The sequence below is a fragment of the Vibrio sp. 2-1-2a genome, assembly GCF_032648565.1.
Taxonomy (GTDB): Bacteria; Pseudomonadota; Gammaproteobacteria; order Enterobacterales; family Vibrionaceae; genus Vibrio; species Vibrio diabolicus.
Genome location: NZ_WBOH01000005.1, coordinates 241,683 through 262,316, shown reverse-complemented (window position 1 = coordinate 262,316; position 20,634 = coordinate 241,683). Strand labels below are relative to the sequence as shown.

18 protein-coding genes are annotated in these 20,634 nt (G+C 47.1%); 7 read left to right on the top strand and 11 right to left on the bottom strand.

What is annotated here, in order from left to right:
• Positions 1-145: 145 nt before the first annotated feature.
• Both ahpC and F7Y48_RS15535 read right to left on the bottom strand, forming a co-directional pair.
• Complete coding sequence (gene ahpC, locus F7Y48_RS15540; protein ID WP_005395542.1) at positions 146-703, bottom strand: alkyl hydroperoxide reductase subunit C; 558 nt, start codon at positions 701-703, stop codon at positions 146-148.
• Positions 704-1,006: 303 nt separating this feature from the next.
• Complete coding sequence (locus F7Y48_RS15535; RefSeq protein WP_104970387.1) at positions 1,007-1,465, bottom strand: MarR family winged helix-turn-helix transcriptional regulator; 459 nt, start codon at positions 1,463-1,465, stop codon at positions 1,007-1,009.
• Positions 1,466-1,602: 137 nt separating this feature from the next.
• Between F7Y48_RS15535 and F7Y48_RS15530 the strand changes: the two genes are divergently transcribed.
• The gene (locus F7Y48_RS15530; RefSeq protein WP_005374640.1) at positions 1,603-2,025 is read left to right on the top strand and encodes an organic hydroperoxide resistance protein; all 423 of its coding nucleotides are present in this window, start codon (positions 1,603-1,605) and stop codon (positions 2,023-2,025) included.
• A 59-nt stretch (positions 2,026-2,084) separates the two neighbouring features.
• On the opposite strand, the gene F7Y48_RS15525 is transcribed toward F7Y48_RS15530, so the two are convergent.
• The 5 genes from F7Y48_RS15525 to F7Y48_RS15505 all read right to left on the bottom strand — a co-directional run bounded on the left by F7Y48_RS15525 (position 2,085) and on the right by F7Y48_RS15505 (position 7,990).
• Complete coding sequence (locus F7Y48_RS15525) at positions 2,085-2,984, bottom strand: GyrI-like domain-containing protein (protein WP_005395544.1); 900 nt, start codon at positions 2,982-2,984, stop codon at positions 2,085-2,087.
• Between the two features lie 178 nt (positions 2,985-3,162).
• A complete protein-coding gene (locus F7Y48_RS15520; RefSeq protein WP_316685004.1) occupies positions 3,163-4,287 on the bottom strand; it encodes a lipocalin-like domain-containing protein in 1,125 nt (374 codons plus the stop codon).
• Positions 4,287-6,797, bottom strand: a complete 2,511-nt coding sequence (locus F7Y48_RS15515) for an ABC transporter permease (RefSeq protein WP_316685003.1) — start codon at positions 6,795-6,797, stop codon at positions 4,287-4,289. Before F7Y48_RS15515 ends, F7Y48_RS15520 begins: the two co-directional genes overlap by 1 nt.
• Entirely contained in the window at positions 6,784-7,518 is a 735-nt protein-coding gene (locus F7Y48_RS15510; protein ID WP_256964686.1) for an ABC transporter ATP-binding protein, read from the bottom strand. The genes F7Y48_RS15515 and F7Y48_RS15510 overlap by 14 nt, the downstream gene beginning before the upstream one ends.
• A 226-nt stretch (positions 7,519-7,744) precedes the next feature.
• On the bottom strand, positions 7,745-7,990 hold the full coding sequence (locus tag F7Y48_RS15505; RefSeq protein WP_005374689.1) for a DUF3297 family protein: 246 nt from the start codon (positions 7,988-7,990) through the stop codon (positions 7,745-7,747).
• Between the two features lie 304 nt (positions 7,991-8,294).
• On the opposite strand from F7Y48_RS15505, the gene F7Y48_RS15500 reads away from it, so the two are divergent.
• Positions 8,295-10,016, top strand: a complete 1,722-nt coding sequence (locus F7Y48_RS15500; RefSeq protein ID WP_316685002.1) for an ArnT family glycosyltransferase — start codon at positions 8,295-8,297, stop codon at positions 10,014-10,016.
• A gap of 39 nt (positions 10,017-10,055) precedes the next feature.
• Positions 10,056-11,057, top strand: a complete 1,002-nt coding sequence (locus F7Y48_RS15495) for a glycosyltransferase family 2 protein (RefSeq protein ID WP_316685001.1) — start codon at positions 10,056-10,058, stop codon at positions 11,055-11,057.
• 20 nt (positions 11,058-11,077) lie between these two features.
• On the opposite strand, the gene F7Y48_RS15490 is transcribed toward F7Y48_RS15495, so the two are convergent.
• From F7Y48_RS15490 to F7Y48_RS15480, 3 genes are all read right to left on the bottom strand, one after another.
• The gene (locus tag F7Y48_RS15490) at positions 11,078-11,962 is read right to left on the bottom strand and encodes a hypothetical protein (RefSeq protein ID WP_316685000.1); all 885 of its coding nucleotides are present in this window, start codon (positions 11,960-11,962) and stop codon (positions 11,078-11,080) included.
• Positions 11,952-12,596: a class I SAM-dependent methyltransferase gene (locus F7Y48_RS15485; RefSeq protein WP_316684999.1), complete on the bottom strand. Its 645-nt coding sequence runs from the start codon at positions 12,594-12,596 to the stop codon at positions 11,952-11,954. Before F7Y48_RS15485 ends, F7Y48_RS15490 begins: the two co-directional genes overlap by 11 nt.
• Positions 12,597-12,748: 152 nt before the next feature.
• Positions 12,749-14,740 carry a U32 family peptidase gene (locus F7Y48_RS15480; protein WP_316684998.1) on the bottom strand — a complete coding sequence of 664 codons (1,992 nt, stop codon included), beginning with the start codon at positions 14,738-14,740 and terminating at the stop codon, positions 12,749-12,751.
• A 231-nt stretch (positions 14,741-14,971) separates the two neighbouring features.
• On the opposite strand from F7Y48_RS15480, the gene F7Y48_RS15475 reads away from it, so the two are divergent.
• Positions 14,972-15,418: a DUF302 domain-containing protein gene (locus F7Y48_RS15475; RefSeq protein ID WP_025521255.1), complete on the top strand. Its 447-nt coding sequence runs from the start codon at positions 14,972-14,974 to the stop codon at positions 15,416-15,418.
• A 95-nt stretch (positions 15,419-15,513) separates the two neighbouring features.
• Here F7Y48_RS15475 and ptsG read toward each other — a convergent pair whose 3' ends face one another.
• Positions 15,514-16,956 carry a glucose-specific PTS transporter subunit IIBC gene (ptsG, locus tag F7Y48_RS15470; protein ID WP_316684997.1) on the bottom strand — a complete coding sequence of 481 codons (1,443 nt, stop codon included), beginning with the start codon at positions 16,954-16,956 and terminating at the stop codon, positions 15,514-15,516.
• 265 nt (positions 16,957-17,221) lie between these two features.
• Here ptsG and F7Y48_RS15465 point away from each other — a divergent pair, with 265 nt between their 5' ends.
• The 3 genes from F7Y48_RS15465 to F7Y48_RS15455 are packed head-to-tail and all read left to right on the top strand — an operon-like array spanning position 17,222 to position 20,596.
• Positions 17,222-17,929 carry a response regulator gene (locus F7Y48_RS15465; RefSeq protein ID WP_005383484.1) on the top strand — a complete coding sequence of 236 codons (708 nt, stop codon included), beginning with the start codon at positions 17,222-17,224 and terminating at the stop codon, positions 17,927-17,929.
• Entirely contained in the window at positions 17,919-19,349 is a 1,431-nt protein-coding gene (locus F7Y48_RS15460; protein ID WP_152813609.1) for an ATP-binding protein, read from the top strand. Before F7Y48_RS15465 ends, F7Y48_RS15460 begins: the two co-directional genes overlap by 11 nt.
• Before the next feature lie 2 nt (positions 19,350-19,351).
• Positions 19,352-20,596: an ABC transporter substrate-binding protein gene (locus F7Y48_RS15455; protein ID WP_140100564.1), complete on the top strand. Its 1,245-nt coding sequence runs from the start codon at positions 19,352-19,354 to the stop codon at positions 20,594-20,596.
• Positions 20,597-20,634: the final 38 nt, after the last annotated feature.

Sequence of the window (20,634 nt, the reverse complement as noted above, 5' to 3'; positions counted from 1 at the left end):
CTTCAATAAACAAAAGAGTGGTTACTCTGGATAAAATCAGTAGGGAGAGAGCAAACCAGGCAGAAGGTCGTCAAGGTATCTAACCTGGAATGCTCTCTAAGTTAAGCGTCAATTAGCATGTCAAATTGAGCTTAAATTCAGTGGCTTAGATTTTGCCTACTAGGTCTAGAGAAGGAGCTAGCGTCTCTTCGCCTTCTTTCCATTTCGCTGGGCAAACTTCACCTGGGTGTGCTGCTACGTACTGAGCTGCTTTCACTTTGCGTAGTAGGTCTTCTGCGTCACGACCGATACCTTCAGCAGTGATTTCCATTGCTTGGATAGTACCTTCTGGGTCGATTAGGAACGTTGCACGGTCTGCAAGACCTTGACCTTCACGCATCACACCGAAGTTGTTTGTGATGTTGCCTGTTTGGTCGCCAAGCATGTAGTACTGGATCTTGCCGATTGTTTCTGAGCTATCGTGCCAAGCTTTGTGAGTGAAGTGTGTGTCTGTTGATACTGAGTACACTTCAACGCCGCGTTTTTGTAGCTCTTCGTAGTGGTCTGCTAGGTCACCTAGTTCTGTCGGACATACGAATGTGAAGTCTGCTGGGTAGAAGAAGAATACAGCCCATTTGCCTAGAACATCTTGTTCTGTTACTTCAACGAATTCGCCGTTTTTGTATGCTGTAGCTGCAAATGGTTTGATCTTTGTATTAATCATTTTTACTTTCCTCAGAATGTTTTAGGGTGAGCAGTTCTTGCTTTCGGAAAGTATATTCGCATTGGAACGTGTTTAAGGAAAATCGCTTGTAACTATCCTATTGATAGTCATTTCCTATCTTTCTTAATAGGGAAACCCGATGTAAGTGAGTTTGCTTTGATAGGTTTTATTGAAGAGGAAGGCCAAGTGGTAATAGAGAATACTGATGATGACCTTTAAGATATCGTCTGGCTAAGATCGAAAGAACCTGCATCTCGGCAGGCTCTTTCTAATAGGAAGTGGGGAAGCTGATGCTTTTATTTTTTAGTTCAGATTGTCGAGCACCTTGCCGCACAACTTCTTCAGCATGATCATTTCATCCAGCTCTAACGTGATTTTACACATCATGGCGTTTGGCACTGACTTGGCTTGCTCTTTGAGGTCACGACCTTGCTTTGTGAGGTTGAGTACGCGTACGCGCTCATCGGTGTCACTGCGACCACGTTCTACATAGCCTTTTGTTTCTAATCGTTTAAGCAGCGGCGTGAGCGTGCCTGAATCCAAATGCAGTTGCGAGCCCAATTCTTTAACGCTGGCGCCGTCTTTCTCCCACAACACCATCATCACTAAGTATTGCGAATAAGTCAGATCAAGTTCGTCCAGCAAAGGGCGGTAAGCTCGGATCACCGCATTTGCTGCACTATAGAGCGGGAAGCAAACTTGGTTTTCGAGTAAGAGTTTATCGTCGTTGGTCATGGTGTTGTCGGTGTAACACTGGCTCATTGGCGTTGCCTACCTGCTCACAGAGAAAGAGAGTAACAAAATAAATTGTGCACAATATAGTTGCAAGCGATCTTTACTTCGATATAAGATTGCAAGCAATTAAATTGCGCACAACTTAAATTAAGAAGGACAATCGCATGACTACTCTATACAAAACTCAAGCTACTGCTTTGGCTGGTCGTAATGGTCAAGTAAAAACAGATGACGGTCTTCTCGATCTAGAGCTGTCATACCCGAAGGAAATGGGCGGCACAGGTGCGGCAACTAACCCTGAGCAGCTTTTCGCAGCGGGCTATTCAGCATGTTTTTCTAACGCGATTCTGCACGTAGCACGTGAAGGTAAAGTAAACCTGAAAAGTGCACCCGTAACAGCGGAAGTGGGCATTGGTCCGAACGATAACGGCGGCTTTGCACTAACAGTGAGCTTAGCGGTAGAGCTAGATATGCCACAAGAACAAGCATTAGAGCTAACGCGCATTGCACACCAAGTTTGCCCATACTCAAACGCCGTTCGGGGCAATATTGATGTTGCTGTTACAGTAAACGGCGAAGCGATCTAATCGATTTAGACATTATTTCTAATAGAAGGAAAGCCTGCGAACGTGCAGGCTTTTTTCGATTATTTGATGGCAGTGCAGAAGCTGACGTCTGCATGGTGCGTTTGTGGATCGTAGCTATGATAAAGTTCGAAGCAAGGTCGACAGTCGTTCTCAATACCAGATTCAACCACTTTGCTCATCAAATCATCCCATGCTTTAGGGTATTGGCTGAATTCGGTAATTTGCTGGCGCATCACCGCATATTGACCGCCGGGGAAGTCTTGCAGCTCAATGCCTTTTGGTACTTCGGTATCTTCTGGCACCATTAGACAGATGTCAGTACGACACTTCTCGTCTGGCGTGATTTCTGGGTTATCGTGATAAATGAAGATACAGGTATTGCCCGCCAAACCTTTCATTCCTGCCCATTGATACAAGCGACCTGATGGTTCTTCATAACCTTGGCCATAAGGGCCGTTAACGCGAATGTAAGCCAATTTTGCTTTATCAAAGTTTTGCGTTTCCATATTGTTGCTCCATGTTGTGAGTTCAGAGTCAGTATATGAATCGCTTAGGGTTCGTTCGTTTCCATTCTTGCGCAGTGCGTGTCCAATCTTGCTGTTTCGCGCGAGTTCAGAAAATTGCTGGTAGTTTTTACAGTCGCGAAAGGCGGTTGGTGTTACGCCATAATGCTGCTTAAACGCTTTAGCTAGGCTTTGCGAACTAGAAAAACCGTACTCTAACGCGATGTTCAGCACTGGTTGCTTTGATTTGAAAAGATCGTCTGCTGCCGCCTCTAGCCGTAAACGTCGAATGAAGTCGGCTAATGTTTCGCCTTGTACCGCCTTGAAGGTACGGTGAAAGTGATAGGGAGAGAGGTTGGCTAGCGCTGCCACTTCGAGCAAATTGAGAGGAGCGTTAAAGTGCTGTTCCAGATAGCGAATAACAGGAACGAGTCGTTGGTGATAATCGACACGCATGAGAGGGGCCACCCTTGTTTGATTTGCTCAAAGCGTACCGCAATGAAGCAAGGATTCAAGGCTAGTATCGAATAAATGCGTCGTAGTCATTTATTTCTGATTGTGATGCATTCTGTTGCGGGTAGGAGATGGTTCTTAAGATGGCTTCTCAACGGTAATTGAAATCCGTTAAGAGCGCTTAATATCCCGTCAGCTCCATATAACCTGTCCCTGAATGAGAGCCCTCAATACGCACAGGGCCTTCCCAATAAGGCACAGAAAGGGGCATTTTCGCGTTCGGGTTGAGTGCAGAAACGGTAAGCTCAATTTGCTGATTTGGAATCGACACTTGCCACTGGGTTGGATACTTTCGCCCTTGGATTTCTGTTTGATTGGTTGCCTCTAACTGAATGTCTTTTTGTGGGATAGCGATGCCAGAACCATCTTGCTGCATCAGCCTTGCGCTGGCGTAACTGGCTTGTCCTGTTTTGGAATCCCGCAATTGGAACACTACCAAGCTGGTTTCATCACTCAACCTTAGAGCAAACCAGTCCCAGCCTTGTTGTGAGTCGAGTAAGAATTGCGAGCTCCACTCTCGATCTATCCAGCCTTTGCCGGATACTTGATGGGTTTTGCCATCGATCGTGACTTCACCGGAGACATCAATAAACGGTTGGCTGTAGTAATAGGAAGCCACACGGCCATCGGCGCTTTTGGTGCTGTACCCTTGCTCGCCTTGCTTTTGATAAGGTGCGCTGCTGGTAAGCGTCAGCGAATAGCCAAACTGTTCGGAGTTAGCCTTCACAGTTGCAGGGAAGAGGTCGTTGGTTGAAGAAGTCCACTGCCAATCATCGAGGTAAACTCGAAATGGTGAAGTGTCGACGCCAGCTAGAGAGGCTTGGTCACGTGACCATTTTTCATCAGCATAATGTTTGTCTTGCGTTGTAACCGCGCTGTGCGCCATGTAGATTTGCTGAGTTTGCCATTCGGTTTTCTTCACGTCATCTTCGCCTGTTGGCGGCGCAGCAGCAAAGCGAAATTGTGTCCATTGAACGCCAATTGGATTGCCGTCTTCATCAATTAAGTTAGCGGTTAAGTACCACCATTCATGACGAAAGTTTGGGTGTGCTTGATGATCGGTAGGAAAGGTGAGTTCAATCCCTTTTTCTACGGGTGTGAATCGGTTGCTCTCGCTTTGTATATCTCCACTGCCCAGCAACGTGCCCATATTTTGTGTGCTCATATTTTTTTGTTGGGCATCTTCACATCCAAATAGGATCAAGCTGCTTATGAGCAGAGTAAGTTTGCTTGCTAATCGAACCATCACAACACCTCGCTTTGCAAACTGGACACGACAGGCTTACTGACCAATCGCCACAGCGGAATCAAAGTTGCAATCACCGCCACCAAGATGGTGATTGCCGCAATGCTGAGGGCATCACTCCAATTCCACAGATAATTTAAGCTCCAACCAAAAGCGCGCAAGGTGACAATATCTGTCAGCACATATCCCACCATGGCTCCTAAAGGTAGGGCGATAACCAGAGTAAAACTGACTAAAGCGACGATCTGTCCGACCACCATGGTCATTAATTTACGACGGCTGACGCCAAGTGCATACAGCCTTGCAATAGCGGCTTTGCGCGCGTCGAGCAACATAAAACAAGCACTGAACAAACCAATCACCGCGACCATCAACGTCACGCCGTTGAGCGCGCGCGTAATGGCGAAGGTCTGCGAGAATATATCCAAAGCGATGGATTTGATTTGCGCCTGATCGTAGAGCTGACTTGGATGCAGATTCAATTGATCGCGCAGTTGCTCGTAGACGATTTGTGGGTCCCCCGAGACTTTTATGCCAAGGCTTGTCGGCAGGTCGGTAAATCCGCTCTCTTTCCATAACTTTGGTGCTAATAACACTTCACCATTGGGTGAGCCGTAATCGTGGAATATCGCACCCACAAGCAGGTTCTTATTTGGAATGGCATCAAGCTTAAGTTCGCTACCCAGTGATAAACCCAGTTTGATCGCGGTTGGTTCACTGATGGCGACTAACTCACCTTGGTAAAAACGCTGCCAGAAGTTCTCCAAATGCGATTTGAACACCATGGTTTGTTCTAAGGTATCTTTGTCTTTGGTGCCAAGCAAAATCGGTAAACCTTGCAGGTTATCGTCGACGTAGTATTGCTTGTAGACTGTCTCAACCTTGTCGAACTGCCCTAACGCGCGCTCCACATCTGCGATTTCTCCTTGCGCAGGGCTGACGTAAATATCGGCATGTAGCCTCTGTTCTAGCCACTGTTTTAGGGTGGATTCGAAGCTGCCCACTAAGGTATTCATCCCCATATTGGCAGTAACGGCGAGTAGCAGTGCCATCATGGCGAGAGAAAGCGGAGAAATCAGCTCACGCAGCTCTGCAAACAGATACTGCATCAAACCAGAACTGGTGCGCTTCTCACACCAATTTGCTAAGACGCTGAATGTTTTGGGTAGATACAAAGGAATCGACACCACAAGCACGCCGAGCCACGCCATGGTAAAGCGATGATGCTCACTCAGCCACAAACCTGCAAGCGCGAGAGTCGTCAACGCAATACCCATTCCGAACAATTGATTTTCGTTAGAAGCTTCAGGTGCTTGATAAAATCCGCCATGAGAAGAGAGCGGTTGGCGCACTCGTTGTTTAAAGTGCTGCCAACACGCCAACAGGGTTGCGGCTAGCGTGAGCAGCAGGGCTTGCGCCCACCATTGCCACTGCCAAGTGCCGGGCAGCAGTGTCGCACCGTAAAGTTGTTCTAAAGTCAGTGCCACGGTCGGATGCAACCAATGGCTGAGCTGCATGCCCAATACAAAACCGAGGGAAGCGCCGATGGTAACGAGAATAGTGAGTTCAACTAACAGCGCAGAGAACACAATGCTCGGCGCGACACCCGCCTGTTGAATCTGCACTAATAGCCGATTGCGTTTAAGCAAGCTGTACTTTACGCCGTTGTAGGCAATGAACAGCCCGACTAAAAAGGCAAGTAAGCTCATTGCCGTGAGATTGAGGTGAAAGCTGTCGGTCAGCGAGCCAAGGTCTGCACTTTGATTATTGGAAATCCATTGTCCTTGGTCGCCAATCAGGTTCTGCCATTTTGCTTGCGTGTCTTTATTCCCTTTATCGCCGGAATGGAAAACCGCAATGTAACTGAGCTGACCTTGTTTATTGAGCAGTTGCTGGGCGAAGCCAATGTCCATCAACATTCGGCTACCTAACTGCCATTCGTCAGGTAGCACCACCACTTGGGTTGGGATGTCGTCCAGAGTTAGGGTTTCTACCTCTCCTAAGTTTTGATGCTGAGATTGGCTCATCATCACGATCGGCTTGCCAGCTAAAAGCTCTGGTAAAGGTAAAGCACTGTCGAACAAAGACACGTTCGGTTGGTTTTCTGATGAATAGCGCGAACGTGAAGAGATGGCGGCAATTAACTCGCTACCTTGTACTGACCAGCGACGCCCTTGTTTGTCTCTCACTCTCCCTTCGATTATAGGTAGCGCTGCACTGAGTCCGTTTTGTCTAAGGGTGAAGTAGAGCGATTCGGGCAGATAGTTTTGCCCTGCTGGTGGAATAATTAAGTTCTGAGCTTGTGCGCTAAGCTGCTCGGTAGACTCAGCATAACTGCGCTTGGCATTGAGGTTGATGGCTTGCACCGCAACAAACAAGGTCACAGCCAGCACAATACCGATCAGAATCGCGGCGGCTTGCAGTGGGGCCTGCCGATAGTGCGCCGCAAACAGATTCAGGGCGAGTCGAGTATGAGTGAATCTGGTGTTTGGTTGCTTAGCTTGCTTCATGATGTTGCTCATTTACATCACTCTGATTTTGCGTCAGTCCGCTTTGCAAACGACCATCCTTCAAACGCCCATCTTTTAAACGTAATTGGGTTTGCATGAACTCGGCACACTCAGGGCTGTGGGTCACCAAGAGCACAGCGGTATTGCCTTGGGTGGTGATTTCATTCAACAGTTTCATCACTTCTAAGCCCGCTTTTTGGTCAAGGTTTCCTGTGGGTTCATCGGCAAGCAGAAGTTTGGGTTTGTGTGCCAATGCTCGTGCAATCGCGACGCGTTGTTGTTGACCGCCTGAAAGAGCAGAAATATGCCTGTCGAGAAGCTGGCTGATGCCTAACGTTTTGACCAGATAATCGCACCAGTCATTCCATTTCTGTTGATTCAAATTGAGAGGAAAGGCGATGTTTTTCTTTACGTTAAGAGGTGTTAAGAGGTTGAATTGCTGAAAAATAACCCCGAGTTTTTGATGGCGGAAGCGGCTCCATTGTGGGTCTTTCCAAGCCACCGTGTTATCGCCATCTAACCACAACTCACCTTCGGAAAGCGGCTCAAAGCCAGCGATGATATTGAGTAAGGTACTTTTGCCGCTGCCACTCGCCCCCGTCAGTGCGACACTCGCTCCTGAATTCAGGGTGAAATCGACTCCTTCCAACACGCGATGTGTCTCTTTGCCATCAACAAAGCTTTTGCTGGCGTGTTTGAGTGTGACAAGTGGGCTTTCCATTTCCTCTCCCTACAATCAAAAGGTGTCGTTTCTTTTGGCAATCGCTATTGCAGTTAGTCCTTTAGAAACTTTAGACAACAATCAGATAAAAACAGCGATTTACATCGATTTCTTAATAACTTGTACTGAAAAGAAGAGGGAAGAGATTAAATGAGGAAGGGATATGACAGGCATTAAAAAAGCCCGAGTCAGACTCGAGCTTTTAAAGAAATTCAGCGTGGTCAGCTTACACGTAGTACGCTTCAACTTCGCCTTTAAGTTTGATCAGCATTGGGTTACCGAAACGGTCTTTTGCTTTAGGAGAAGCAATTTTTACCCAACCTTCGCTGATGCAGTATTCTTCTACGTCAGTACGCTCTTGGCCGTTGATACGAATGCCGATTTGGTGCTCGAAGCATTCTTTGATGAAGAATGGGCTACGTGGGTTACCTGCTAGGCGATCTGGTAGAGCTGGTTTAGCTGTATCTGTCATGTTTGTGACCTAAATTCCGTAAAAAGTGCGCCATTGTAGTCAGTGCACTGTGTGTGTTCAAGATATGTTGAGAGACTTAATACTAAAGCCTTTTGAAATAATGCAAAGTTTCCCGCTTTCAAAGTGTGGAATAAAAACACGGTCTCGTTGCTCAAAGGTGTTTTGCTCTCGAAACTTCTCCTGCCACCCCTTATTTGGTTTTGAATCATGACTATACTCATTACTGGCGGTTCTAACCTTATTCATACAACTTAATGTCTCAGAGCATGCCACTAGTCGAGAAACGATTAACAAGGAAGGGTGAATGGAGACTGTTGAACAGGTTAATAAACGTCATTTATCGGATAGATATACTACCTCTAGCACTTCTATTTTTCTTTGTATTCTAATCGTAGTGGCTGTAATCGCTCGGTTTTTTGTTGCGTTTAATTACGAAGTAAATTGGGACGAGTTTTATTACCTATCTTTTGTGCATCGGTTTATTAACGGCGAGGTGATTAATAGTTTCCAAACCTTTCACATTCACTTCTTTACTTGGCTGAGTGGTGTATCAGATAACGATGTTGACCAGATCATTGTGGCGAGAGTCGTTATGGTGTTCTTTCAATTACTCACGGGATTTTATCTATACAAGTTATGTCGATTGTACTGCAGCAAATCGGCGGCACTTTTTGCGGTGCTTGCCTATTTTTCTTTTGTTTATAATGTTCGTATGGGGGCCAGTTTTCGTACTGATCCTATCGCGACATGTATGATCATGGCGGCGCTGTATTATGTGTTTAGTACAACATTTTCTTGGCGTGTATCCATTCTTGCTGGTGTCCTTACGGCTGTCGCCTTGCTCGTCACTTTAAAGACCGCTCTGTATATCCCGACTTTTATAGGCATAGTTTTAACCTCGCTTTATTGGTCGCGAAATCGTAAGCGTTATTTTAGGCAAGTTCTCATGTATGGAGTCGCAATACTGGTTGCCTTTGCGATGCTATACAGTTGGCATTACTTCTCTATACATGGAGCGAGTTCGGTTAATGATGCAGGAACGATGTTCGGTGCTGCGGATAAGACACTAAACCAGCGCGAGCTTTTTCCTCGATTGTTTTACTTTGTTGATTCAGTTTCGACGAACTCATGGTATTGGTTAGCTCTTTTCATTGGTATTGGTACTGCTGTTTATGCGTGTTTTTCGCAAAAGCTATTAAGCCGGGAGTCATCGATTAAGTTTTTGTGCCTAAGTTTATTACTCTTCACTTTGCTCTTTTATCGCAACGCTTTCCCATACTATTACGCTTTTATGCTTGCTCCAGTGAGTGCTTTATTTGCTGTGGCTTGGGTTGGTATCCAGAATTTCACTAACGCAAGAGTTGCACAATTTTTTAATTTTATTGTTCCTTGCTTGTTTGCGGTATCCATTGTGGTGAATGGTTTTGTTTTACCGATAAAAAGCAACTTGGCCTACCAGCGTCAGTTTCTTGATGAAGTACATAAAATCTTTCCTCAGCCTGTTGCTTATATTGATCGATGCTCCATGGTTCCGACTTTTTCAAAACAAGGTTTTTTCATGAGTACGTGGGGTTACGAAGATTATATTGCGAGAAACATCCCCGTTATTCGCAATGCTATAGAGCAAGACAATCCGGCTTTTGTACTGGTTAATTCGCACTATTTAGATGTGTTTGGCCCTGACAAAACCGATAAAGGGCTATTAAGGCAAGATATTCAAGCGTTAAGGCAGAACTACATTCATCATTGGTCGCATCTGTATGTTGCAGGAAAGACGTTTGAACTGACGCCCAACTCTCTTAGTCGGGAAGTTAAGGTCAACATCGAGGGCGTATATACGCTTGAAGCTAGCAATAGTCTTCTGATTAATGGCAAGGTTTGGTTGGCTGGTCAAGCTCGGTACTTGGCGCGGGGTGTCTATGAATTAGCGTCGAAAGAGCCAGGTAAAGTCGTTCTGCGTTGGGGAGATAACCTGTACCGACCTCGCAACCTTGAAGAGAAGCAGAGGTTATTTACCGGCTTCTAATACGCACAGTAATGTTGATTCAGAACATGAGGAGCAAGCATGAAGTTAATTGTTCAAATTCCGTGCTTTAACGAAGCGGACAATATTGCTGATGTTATTCGCTCAATACCAAAGCGCGTTGATGGTATCGCTAAGATAGAGATTCTAATCATCGATGATGGTTCTACGGATGGTACTTCAGAAGTCGCACGCAAGTGTGGTGTTGAGCACATTATTACTAACCAGGGCAATAAGGGGCTTGCTTACTCATTTCGAAGAGGGATTGAGGAGTGCCTTCGTCTTCATGCTGATATCATTGTGAACACCGATGGCGATAATCAATATAATGGGGCCGATATTCCGCACTTGGTTAAGCCTATTATCGAGCACAAAGCAGAAATTGTTGTTGGTGACCGAGGAGGGTATAGCAATACACATTTCTCTGTATTTAAACGATGTTTACAAGTGTCGGGGAGCTTTATTATTGCCAAAGCGACGGGATTGGATGTTAAAGATGCTGTGAGTGGTTTTCGCGCAATATCGAGAAGTGCGGCACAACAACTTAATATCGTATCGGATTTTAGCTACACAATAGAAATGTTGATTCAAGCAAGTGCAAAAAGGATTGGTGTGGTTTCGGTGCCAATCCGAACTAATGAAAAAACGCGAGAGTCCCGTCTGTTTAAGAGCATTCCGCAGTTTCTAAAAATGTCGCTCTCTACCTTGGTCAGGGTTTATACCATGTATCGACCTCTGCAAGTGTTTTTGTTTATTGGCTCGGTGGCGATGATTTGTGGTGTGATTCCCATTATGCGATTCCTGTATTTCTTTTTAAATGGAGTGGGAGATGGCCATATTCAGTCATTGGTCTTGGGGTCAACGCTACTTATCTTGGGTTTCATCACTTTATTGATGGGGTTGGTGGCCGATCTAATAGGGTTCAATCGAAAGCTGACCGAAAAAGTATTGCACCGAATTGAGGTATTGGAAGAAAAGCTGGAGCATCAGGAAAAGTTGCCCACTTATCAGTTTGAAACCAAGCGAAAACGATCTGGAGAGTAATAGCGAGTTACCTCGATACTTTAAAGAAGTGAGTTATTTGATACGGCTTGCTTAGGCCTAAATACACTCGAGATAGCGAAGAACAACATATCCCCTAGAACCGTGACGATTCTGGAAACAAGGACGGCAACTAAGAGTGTATCTTCAATACTCGGCGAATCTAGAAGTGTGATTAAAACAGCCTCTCGGACACCCAACCCTGCAGGAGAACCTGGGGTGGCAAACCCTATTAACCATGCGATGATGAAGTAACAAGATGTTTGTAAAAATGTCTCTAAAGTTGGAGTTAGATTGTCGTTTAGCGTAAAAAATATGAGTGAGAAAATACCGCCCGATACCAAAAAAAAGCAGAGATACAGCCCACAAGCTTTTAGGTAATTGCGACTGGCTATCAAGCTTAATATTGATCCGGTGATCACGATAAGTCCAGCGAATAAAGTCATCTCGTACCCCATTAAATTAGGGAAGTACTCATTCAGCAGAAAGACGCCAAACGAACCAGCCGCAATGCCCATCAACCCTATTTCCCATAAGGTCGATTTCAGTAATACATTATTTTTAATTCCGTGTTGCACGCCAATTACTTGTCGGCTAGCGAATTGGAAAATGTTTCCAGGTAAGTACTTAGCAATTTGAGACCCGCCAAACATCCAAATGGCAGTTGATGCAGACAGAGTATATTCACTGTTCGCGACTAAAAGTCGCCATGCCATAGAAAGAATATAATTGCCCAAAGCGTAGAGACCTATACAAAAAACAAATACCAGATAGGAGTAAGAGGGAATATCCTGAATATTTAGTTGCTGCGAGTATGTAGAGAGCTTGATTAATACAAAGGCGATGGAAAAAATAGTAATGATTCGCCCAACCCAGCGTAATATGAATTTACTCTTATTATGTTTCATGATTCACACGCTGGCATAAAACCATGGTCCAAGGAATGGGAGAGCGTACTTCGAGAATCTCAAAGTGCTGCTTGAGCAAAGTCAGAAAGGCATTCTTGGACCAGTGTTGGATATGTCCGGGAGTATTGCCCCAACTGTTTAAATATTTACCTCTTGCCATGTTTAACGCACACCACAACGGCTCTCTTGGCACACTAAAAATGTAATAGTCAGTATCGAGATCTTGCAATGTTGTTAGTGCTTGCTCGGGATGATCCAAGTGTTCCAAGACCTCACAACAAACAACAAGGTCAGCAGAATCAGTCTTTCTAGCAACGTCATACACACTTTTTTGTTCAAACAAAATGTCTTCCAAGTTGTGTGCTTGGGCATTGTCTCTTGCTAGTTGAATCACTTGTTGGGAGAAGTCACTCCCTTTCACACGGATCCCTTGCTGATGCCATTTAAGTGCCCAGACTCCTTCTCCGCAGCCGATTTCGTGTATCGACTTTGGTGTTACCATATCAACCAGTTGCGATAAATGATGATCGAAATTGCTCATCATTTTTCTGGCGATGGGGTTCTGAGTATTGTATTTGTCGTAATAGTTTCCGACAGGGATTCCCTGCTCTTCGATACCTTTAGATATTTTCATGGCGTACTCAAATAAATTATCTCAAATGGCCAGGAAGTTCTTCTATTGATGAACTATGTTCTTCAGCCAAGCATCTGACTTACAAAGCGTTACGCTTCCCTCTAGTAGAGTGTAGGATAATTTATTGTTTTGTTTGCCTCGTTAGAAAAATTCTACAGCCCCTTTAAATACTGCGCGTTGGCTGTTGGTTGAATCATGGCATTCAGCGTTTGGATGGTTTGTTCGCTGTGTTCTTCAAGTAGAGCTAAGAACGCGTCAATCAACTCAGGTTTGCTTGCTGAGACTGTCGTTTCGGTCTGGATATCACGCAGATCGATCAACACATCGGTAAACAATTGCGGCAGATCGTGCAGTACTTGCAGGTTTAAGACGTTGTGCTCGCTGTAGATCGAATTGTGGCTGCCTTTCTGTTTTTGCACCACGTAAGGATTGTCTTTTAAGTTGATGATAGACGTGCGTTTATCACAGCGTTTCAAACAACCTTTGTTGACCTTCACCTTACGGCATCCTTCGGTTTGTTGGAACAAACATTGGCGGCTCGTGAGTAGGGTATTTGGATTATAAATGCTGTAGAAGCTGCGCATGTTTTTCGGACGCTTGATATGGCGCATCTGCTTCATATTCAGCTCGTTAGAAACAAACGCGCCACTTGCCGCGAACTCGTCTTGAAGGCATTTAAACGCGTATGAGTTCACCGTGTTCATTTGTGGGCCTGCCACCCAGCCTAAGCCGAGCTCTTTTGCGATCATGCCGACGCCTGAGTTGTTGGTGATCAACAATTCAGGTTGGATTGTGTCCAAAAATACGCGCGCGGCGTGGTAGTCTTCGCCAATCAAAATGGCAGGGAACCAAGGTTTGAGCATTGGGTTGGCTTGGAACAATTCAATCATCGCGCTCAGTTCACCAGACAATCCCATTGGCAATTGATAGTAAACATCAATGTCGTGGTATTCGCACAGCATGGCTTCTTGTGCTGACGAGATCAGAACCGATAGTTTTGGCGCTCCTTGGCGAGGTTCTGGTTGAGGTAACGCTGGCAGAGTTGGCACATCAATCGACCCTTTCAAGCTGCTGCTGGATACTTGTGTCGAAGTGACATCGAACGACTTAGTTTGCTCTGCCACTTTCTCAATGATCGCGGTTTTGTCGTCGTAGAGTTTCTTTTTCACCGCTTGCACATCATCAGCAGACTGGCATTGATAAACCTTCGAAAAATGCTTTACAGCGTGGTCGCGCGGGTTGTCGATGTACATCGCCTTGCCGAAATCACCTTGCAAAAATGCGTTGGAGAAATCGCGGTTGAACACCGTGTATAACTCGGTGGTGTCTTCAGAGAGTTCCAAACCCTCGCACAAGCGATCGATTTGCTGACGCCAATTGTCGACCACGGTATAGACATAGTGCGACTTCTTGATTCGTCCTTCCACTTTTAATGAATACACGCCAGCATCGGCAAGCGCTTTCAAGTCCCCAAAGGCGGAATTGTCTTTCATATTGAGTGGGTAGTTGTTGCCCGTTTTGGTCGTTTCGTACTGTTCGCGACAAGGTTGACTGCAGCGTCCACGGTTTCCTGATGCGCCATTGCGAGCGGAACTGATGTAGCAAATTCCGGAGAATCCGATGCAGTATGAGCCGTGGACAAACACTTCCATCATTACGTTGTGCTCGCGACCAAATTGCGCCAGATGTTTTATTTCATCGATGTTAAGTTCGCGAGATAAGTTTACTCGGCTTGCGGTGAGCTGGTTGAGAAAGAGGATCTGGTCTTCGTTATGCGTGTTCAGTTGCGTTGAAGCGTGCACATCCACATCGGGGAAGTGATGTTTGAGAATGTAGGCCAGACCGAGATCTTGCACGATCACGCCATCGATTTTGGTGGTGTTCAGTTGGCTGAGTAAGCGAACAATCGCCGGAATTTCACTTTCTAAAATCAGTACATTCAACGTTAGGAAAATCTTACAGCTGTGCTGATGGGCCAACGTTAACACGCCATTTAAGTTATCTAAGGTGAGGTTGGTCGCTCGGTTACGAGCATTGAAGCGGTCGAGCCCACAGTAAATTGCATCGGCGCCAGCGGCAATGGCGGCTTTGATGGAATCTAAATCACCACCGGGTGCTAATAACTCAAATTGATCGCGTGTCACTACTTTTCTCTTTCTTACTAAAATAGGCGGCAAATGTTACGTATTTCACGCTTTTGATGCTCGGCTAGTTAATGCTTTATTAATCTGAATCAATTAATCCGTGTTACACGGTCGACTCTTGAGTGGGTAGAGTGCAATTCGCGATAGCGGAATCTGACTTCTATAGTTTTCCTACACTTGGTTTTTCTATATTTACAGTTTTCGACTCAGATAGAGAGGAAGGGACGACAAATGAAAAAAGTAATCATCGGGTTGGTCGTGGCGTTGACGTCATTGAGTGCGTTGGCTGGTGAGGGCGTGGTAACCGTTGCGAGCACGCATTCAGCAAAAGATACGGCGGATAAATTTGTCGCTATCGCGCAAGAAAAAGGGTTGAACGTCTTTGCGCGCATTAACCATCAAGAGAATGCCACGAAAGTCGATATGACGTTGCGACCAACTGAAGTTATCGTGTTTGGAAACCCTAAAGTGGGCACACCACTGATGATCTGTACGCAGGAGGTGGCGCTCGATTTACCCCAAAAAGTGTTGGTGTATGAAGATGCTGAAGGCAAAACGTGGTTAGCTTACAACGATCCGATGTATTTAAAACAGCGCCATCATATTGAAGGCTGCGACGAGGTATTGAACAAAATCAGCGGCGTGCTGGGCAATTTAACCAACGCGGCGGCGAAGTAGGGCTGGTTATTGGCTTCGCTTTTTTTACCCCAAAAACGAAAAAGCCAACCTCACAAGGAGGTTGGCAAATCTTACCTAGATTGGGGGAGGTAAGATCAGGAGGTGGCGAGTACGCTGTGCACTTCTGACTTAATTGAGTCAGACTGCGTACCGAAAATCGCCTGTAAACTGTCGCCAATCACTAACACATCTCGCGCGCCGAGCGCTTTTAGCTTAGCAACATCAACGTTGGCAATGTCTTTTACCGAGACACGCAGACGGGTGATACACGCATCGACTGACTTAATATTGGCTTTGCCGCCCAATGCAGCGACTACATCCACCGCAATTTCATCAGGTTGTCCGGCAATCTTCACTTCTGCAATCTCGGTTTCACGGCCCGGCGTTTTCAGATCCAACTTCACAATTAGGAAGCGGAACAAGCCGTAGTACAGCGTCGCCCAGATTGGACCGATGATGATGAACATCCACGCGTTGGTCGACATTGGGTAGTAAAGGAAGAACTGAATCGCACCGTGCGCAAAGTCCGTACTGTGTTTGATTTCCAAAAATGCGGTGATCGCAAACGCAATACCGGTGAGGAAAATATGGATTACGTACAGCACTGGCGCGACGAATAGGAAAGTAAATTCGATTGGCTCAGTGATACCAGTTAACCACGAGGTCAACGCCGCAGACATCATCAAACCGCTGACGATTTTCTTGCGCTCTGGAGACGCGCAGTGGTAAATCGCCAGTGCCGCTGCGGGTAGCGCCCACATGGAGTACATAAAGCCACCAGACAGATATCCTGCGGTTTTATCGCCCGCGAAGAAGCGAGTGAGCTCACCGGTAAACTCTTTGCCGGTTTCTGGGTCTACATAGCTGCCAACTTCAAAGAAGAACGGCGCATTCCAGATGTGGTGCAAACCAACCGGGAGTAAAGAACGTTCGCCTGCGCCGTAAACTGCCCACGCGAGTACAGGGTTTTGGTACGCTGCCCAATGAGAGAATGCATCAAGAAGTTGTCCGACAGGTGGCCATGCAAACGCGAGAATCGCACCAACGACGATCGCCGATAGACCGGTGACAATGGGCACAAATCGCTTACCCGCGAAGAAGCCCAAATATTCCGGCAGTTTGATGTTGTAGAAGCGGTTGTACATGATTGCTGCGACCGCACCGATAAAGATGCCGCCAAACACCCCGGTTTGCAGCGTCTCAACGCCCATGATGGTGGCGTCAGTTTCTAAGCCGCGCAAGCCAGTCACGATACCGAGCGATGCGTTCATAATAATTAGGCCAACTAAGCCAGCGAGCGCAGCCGCACCGTCATTGCCTTTTGATAACCCGAGCGCTACACCGACCGCAAACATCAACTGCATGTTGCCGAACACGCCTTCACCGGCGGCGAGCATCACTTTGTTGACCGCGTCTGGAATAAACGCAAAGCCCGCGTTACCAATACCCAGCATCAAGCCAGCCACCGGTAACACCGCCACAGGCAGCATCAACGACCGCCCTATTTTTTGTAGTTGTCCAAATATACTTGCAAACATGGTTTCCTCCTGACGAATGCCAGTGTTGTAGGACCTGATTCCTTCAGGTCATGTTGTTTCACGTAAGGTCAGGATGATCATAGCGAGCAAGGCGGCGCCTAAGGTTACAAAAGGCAATCAGTTTGTAAGTGGCCGCTTACAAATCTCTTACACCGAGAAGTGAAAATTGCAATCGGCTCGATTGTGAATGTGCGTTTAAGAATGCATCATATTGGCCAGCGCCAAACTCAGGGGCAGGCACAGGGACGGACACAGGGAAAGTAGGATGGAAAACAAGCAGATACTGGTCGTCGATGACAACCTAGACCTTCGCGAAGCGTTGTCAGATTACCTTGGCCGCGCTGGGTTTGAAGTGCTTTGCGCAGAAAACGGCGGCGTGATGTGGCAACTGCTCAACGATCACCATCCTGATTTAATCATCCTCGATATTATGATGCCCGGTGAAGACGGCTTTACCCTGTGCCAGAAACTGCGCAAAAACTCCGATATCCCGATCATCATGCTGACCGCCGTCACTGAAGAAGCCGACCGAGTCGCAGGGCTAGAAATGGGCGCTGACGACTACATCACCAAGTCATTCAGTCCGCGTGAACTGCTCGCACGCATCAAAACGATTCTGAGACGCAGCCAATCGACCGCCAATAGCAAACTGACGCGTAAAGTGCGTTTTGATGATTGGTTGTTAGATACCGTAACCCGGCAACTGACCCACGTCGCTAGCCGCGAAGTTAAGCAACTTAGTGGCGCGGATTTGTCGCTGCTCGGTTTGTTCGTCAACCACGCGCAATCAATATTGTCTCGCGATGACATTGCGCGCGAGATCTGGGGACGCGATGCCGACCCGTTTGAACGCGGCATTGACGTGCAGATCAGCCGCTTGCGTCATCACCTTGAAGATAAAGACCGCTCGCTGATCCTAACGGTGCGCAATAAAGGCTACATGCTGACCACGGACGTGCATTATGAGAATTAAACGCTGGACAGGCTCACTGGTCGTTCGCACCAGTGTGTTCCTGTTGCTGGTGATCATTCTGGCGCAGGTATTATCTGGGATTATCTGGTATCAACACGCCAGCGAACGCGATAAAGAAGGCCTGACCACCACGGTCAAAAGCTTAGCACTGAGCGCTTCTTCCACCATCGCTTTCTTTCAAACCCTCCCTTCGGAATACCGCCACTTGGTACTCAATCAACTGCGCAACATGGGCGGTACGCGCTTCTTCGTCTCACTCAACAATCACCAGATTGACGTCGACCCACTGCCAGAGAGCGAACGCAAAACGTTGGTCATCAACCAAGTTCGCGAGGTTTTGGAAAGCGAGCTGAGCGGCATTCCTAATATCGAGGTGGAATTCACCCAGCGCGACAAACTCAAAGTGTTCAACAACGAGCTACCTATCGATGAACTGCCACTATTGTGGGCGCATTATTCGCTTTCGTTTGGTGACCTCAATCCGCCTATTCTGGTGATGCAGGTCGAAGTCGCACAGAACGAATGGTTTTATCTCGCGGCGGTGCTACCCGCGCCTTACATCAACCTAGAGACTAACTATTTTGAGCTGCGCCAATGGCTGACGCTATTGCTGTCCGCGCTAATGTTGTTGCTGTGTACCTGGTTTATCGTTCGCAAAGAAATTCAACCCATTCGAGAGCTGGCAAAAGCCGCAACCCTGATGTCGAGCCGATTAGACGTGCCCGAAGTCTCTGAGCGAGGCAGTAACGAACTGAAAGCGGCAGTACGTGCGTTTAACAAAATGAACCGACGCATCGACAGCCACATTAAAGACCGCGAAATGCTGTTCAGCGCCATCTCCCACGATCTGAAAACACCAATTGCCTGCCTAAAACTACGAGCGGAAATGCTGGATGATGACGCCGACCGAGAACGCTTTATCCGCCTGAGTAACGACCTAGACTTGATGGTCAAAGGCGCATTGCAATGCATTAAAGAGACCGATATCCACGAGGAAATCGAGCCGATCAATTTCACCCAACTGATTCAGCACATTTCCGCCAATATCGCCGATGCGCCGGACGCGATTCGCATCCACGGTGAAATCCGCACCCACTTTGCTGGTAAACCGTTAGCGATTAAGCGCTGCATTCAGAATCTGGTCGACAACGCGCTCAAATACGGCCATCAAGCGGATATTACGCTGAGTGAAAGCCCAGAGTCGATCCAGATTGAAATTGAAGATCACGGTGATGGTGTTGACGATTTATTACTTGAAAAGCTCTGCCAGCCATACTTCCGCGCTAGCAACGATAAAGAAGGCAGTGGGCTGGGGTTAACCATTTCACAGAGTATTGCAAAGGCTCATGGCGGCAACTTGTTGCTGAGCCATTCTCAGTTTGGCGGCCTCTGCGCCACGCTGACTTTCCCGAGAGACTGACTATGAACAAACTGGCATTCTTGTTCCCACTGTTGCTCGCCCCTTGCGTCGCTCACGCTGAGTCGCCACAAGGGGTAGAGTTTTTACATTGGTGGACTTCTGACGGCGAGCAGCAAGCGCTGCAAACACTTAAAGCTCAGCTAAAACGGCACGATATTGAGCTGCTGCAAAGCCCGGTGTTAGGCGGTGGTGGTGACAGCGCGATGACGGTACTGCAAGCTCGCGCGCTGGCGGGCAATCCACCGAGCTTCGCGCAAATCGAAGGGCCAAGTATTAAAGCGTGGGATGCCATCGGTATTTTGCACAACGTCAACGCGGTAGCGGATGAGCAGCGCTGGGACGAGGTGCTCTACCCGCTGTCTATCGAAATCAATAAAACACAAAACGGCTATATCGCCCTGCCACTTACGCTGCACCGTTTGAACTGGTTGTGGGTCAACCACAAGCTGCTTAAACAACTGAATCTGTCCGCGCCGAAAAATTGGCAAGAGATGTTCACCGCCATGGAGCTTGCTAAGCAAAATGGCATTGTACCGATCGCGGTCGGTGAGCAGCCGTGGCAAGTCGCCCAACTTTTCGAGAACTTAGTGATCTCCACTGGCGGCGTTGAGTTCTACACCAATGCAATGGTTAAACTTGAGCGAGACAGCATCGACAGTGATACCCTGCGCCAAGCGTTGACGCAATTTCGCCGCCTCAGTTTGTTGATCGACAACCAATTACCCGACAGTAAGTGGGATACGGCGACCCAAGCGCTAGCCGACGGTCAAGCGCTGTTTCAAATCGGTGGAGATTGGATTTTAGGTGAGCTGCTCGCCAATCAAGTCTCAGTCCCGCAAGAGGTCGGCTGTTACCCAACGCCTGACAGCGATGGTGTATTCCTCTACAACATGGACAGCTTGGTGTTTATGTCGAGCAAGTCGTTTTCTGCCGAGGCGGCTCAGCAAACCGCAAGCGCGCTGGCAGATGTCGAGTTTCAAGCTAAGTTCAATAAGGTAAAGGGCTCGATTCCGGTACGTACCGATATCGACATCAGCGATTTTAATCCGTGTCAGGTCCAGTCATATCAAGACTTTCACTACGGCGTTAAACACAACCTCGCTGTGCCGAGTATGATTGATTCGATGGCGGTCAATCCGGTTGCCCAGCAAGCGATAAACTCGGAAATTTTCCGTTTTTACCGCAACCCCAAGATGGAACCCGACGAGCTGATAAAACGCATTATTGCGATTTCGAAAAGCGGTTAATGGCAATGAATCTGTGCCGAGATGGAATAAAAAAGCCC

Coding starts and splice junctions, on each gene's coding strand:
- F7Y48_RS15530 (WP_005374640.1), top strand. CDS start 1,603: ATGACTACTCTATACAAAACTCAAGCTACTGCTTTGGCTGGTCGTAAT.
- F7Y48_RS15465 (WP_005383484.1), top strand. CDS start 17,222: ATGGAAAACAAGCAGATACTGGTCGTCGATGACAACCTAGACCTTCGC.
- ahpC (WP_005395542.1), bottom strand. CDS start 703: ATGATTAATACAAAGATCAAACCATTTGCAGCTACAGCATACAAAAAC.
- F7Y48_RS15490 (WP_316685000.1), bottom strand. CDS start 11,962: ATGAAACATAATAAGAGTAAATTCATATTACGCTGGGTTGGGCGAATC.
- F7Y48_RS15495 (WP_316685001.1), top strand. CDS start 10,056: ATGAAGTTAATTGTTCAAATTCCGTGCTTTAACGAAGCGGACAATATT.
- F7Y48_RS15525 (WP_005395544.1), bottom strand. CDS start 2,984: ATGCGTGTCGATTATCACCAACGACTCGTTCCTGTTATTCGCTATCTG.
- F7Y48_RS15455 (WP_140100564.1), top strand. CDS start 19,352: ATGAACAAACTGGCATTCTTGTTCCCACTGTTGCTCGCCCCTTGCGTC.
- F7Y48_RS15460 (WP_152813609.1), top strand. CDS start 17,919: ATGAGAATTAAACGCTGGACAGGCTCACTGGTCGTTCGCACCAGTGTG.
- F7Y48_RS15485 (WP_316684999.1), bottom strand. CDS start 12,596: ATGAAAATATCTAAAGGTATCGAAGAGCAGGGAATCCCTGTCGGAAAC.
- F7Y48_RS15535 (WP_104970387.1), bottom strand. CDS start 1,465: ATGAGCCAGTGTTACACCGACAACACCATGACCAACGACGATAAACTC.
- F7Y48_RS15510 (WP_256964686.1), bottom strand. CDS start 7,518: ATGGAAAGCCCACTTGTCACACTCAAACACGCCAGCAAAAGCTTTGTT.
- F7Y48_RS15505 (WP_005374689.1), bottom strand. CDS start 7,990: ATGACAGATACAGCTAAACCAGCTCTACCAGATCGCCTAGCAGGTAAC.
- F7Y48_RS15500 (WP_316685002.1), top strand. CDS start 8,295: ATGGAGACTGTTGAACAGGTTAATAAACGTCATTTATCGGATAGATAT.
- F7Y48_RS15475 (WP_025521255.1), top strand. CDS start 14,972: ATGAAAAAAGTAATCATCGGGTTGGTCGTGGCGTTGACGTCATTGAGT.
- F7Y48_RS15520 (WP_316685004.1), bottom strand. CDS start 4,287: ATGGTTCGATTAGCAAGCAAACTTACTCTGCTCATAAGCAGCTTGATC.
- ptsG (WP_316684997.1), bottom strand. CDS start 16,956: ATGTTTGCAAGTATATTTGGACAACTACAAAAAATAGGGCGGTCGTTG.
- F7Y48_RS15515 (WP_316685003.1), bottom strand. CDS start 6,797: ATGAAGCAAGCTAAGCAACCAAACACCAGATTCACTCATACTCGACTC.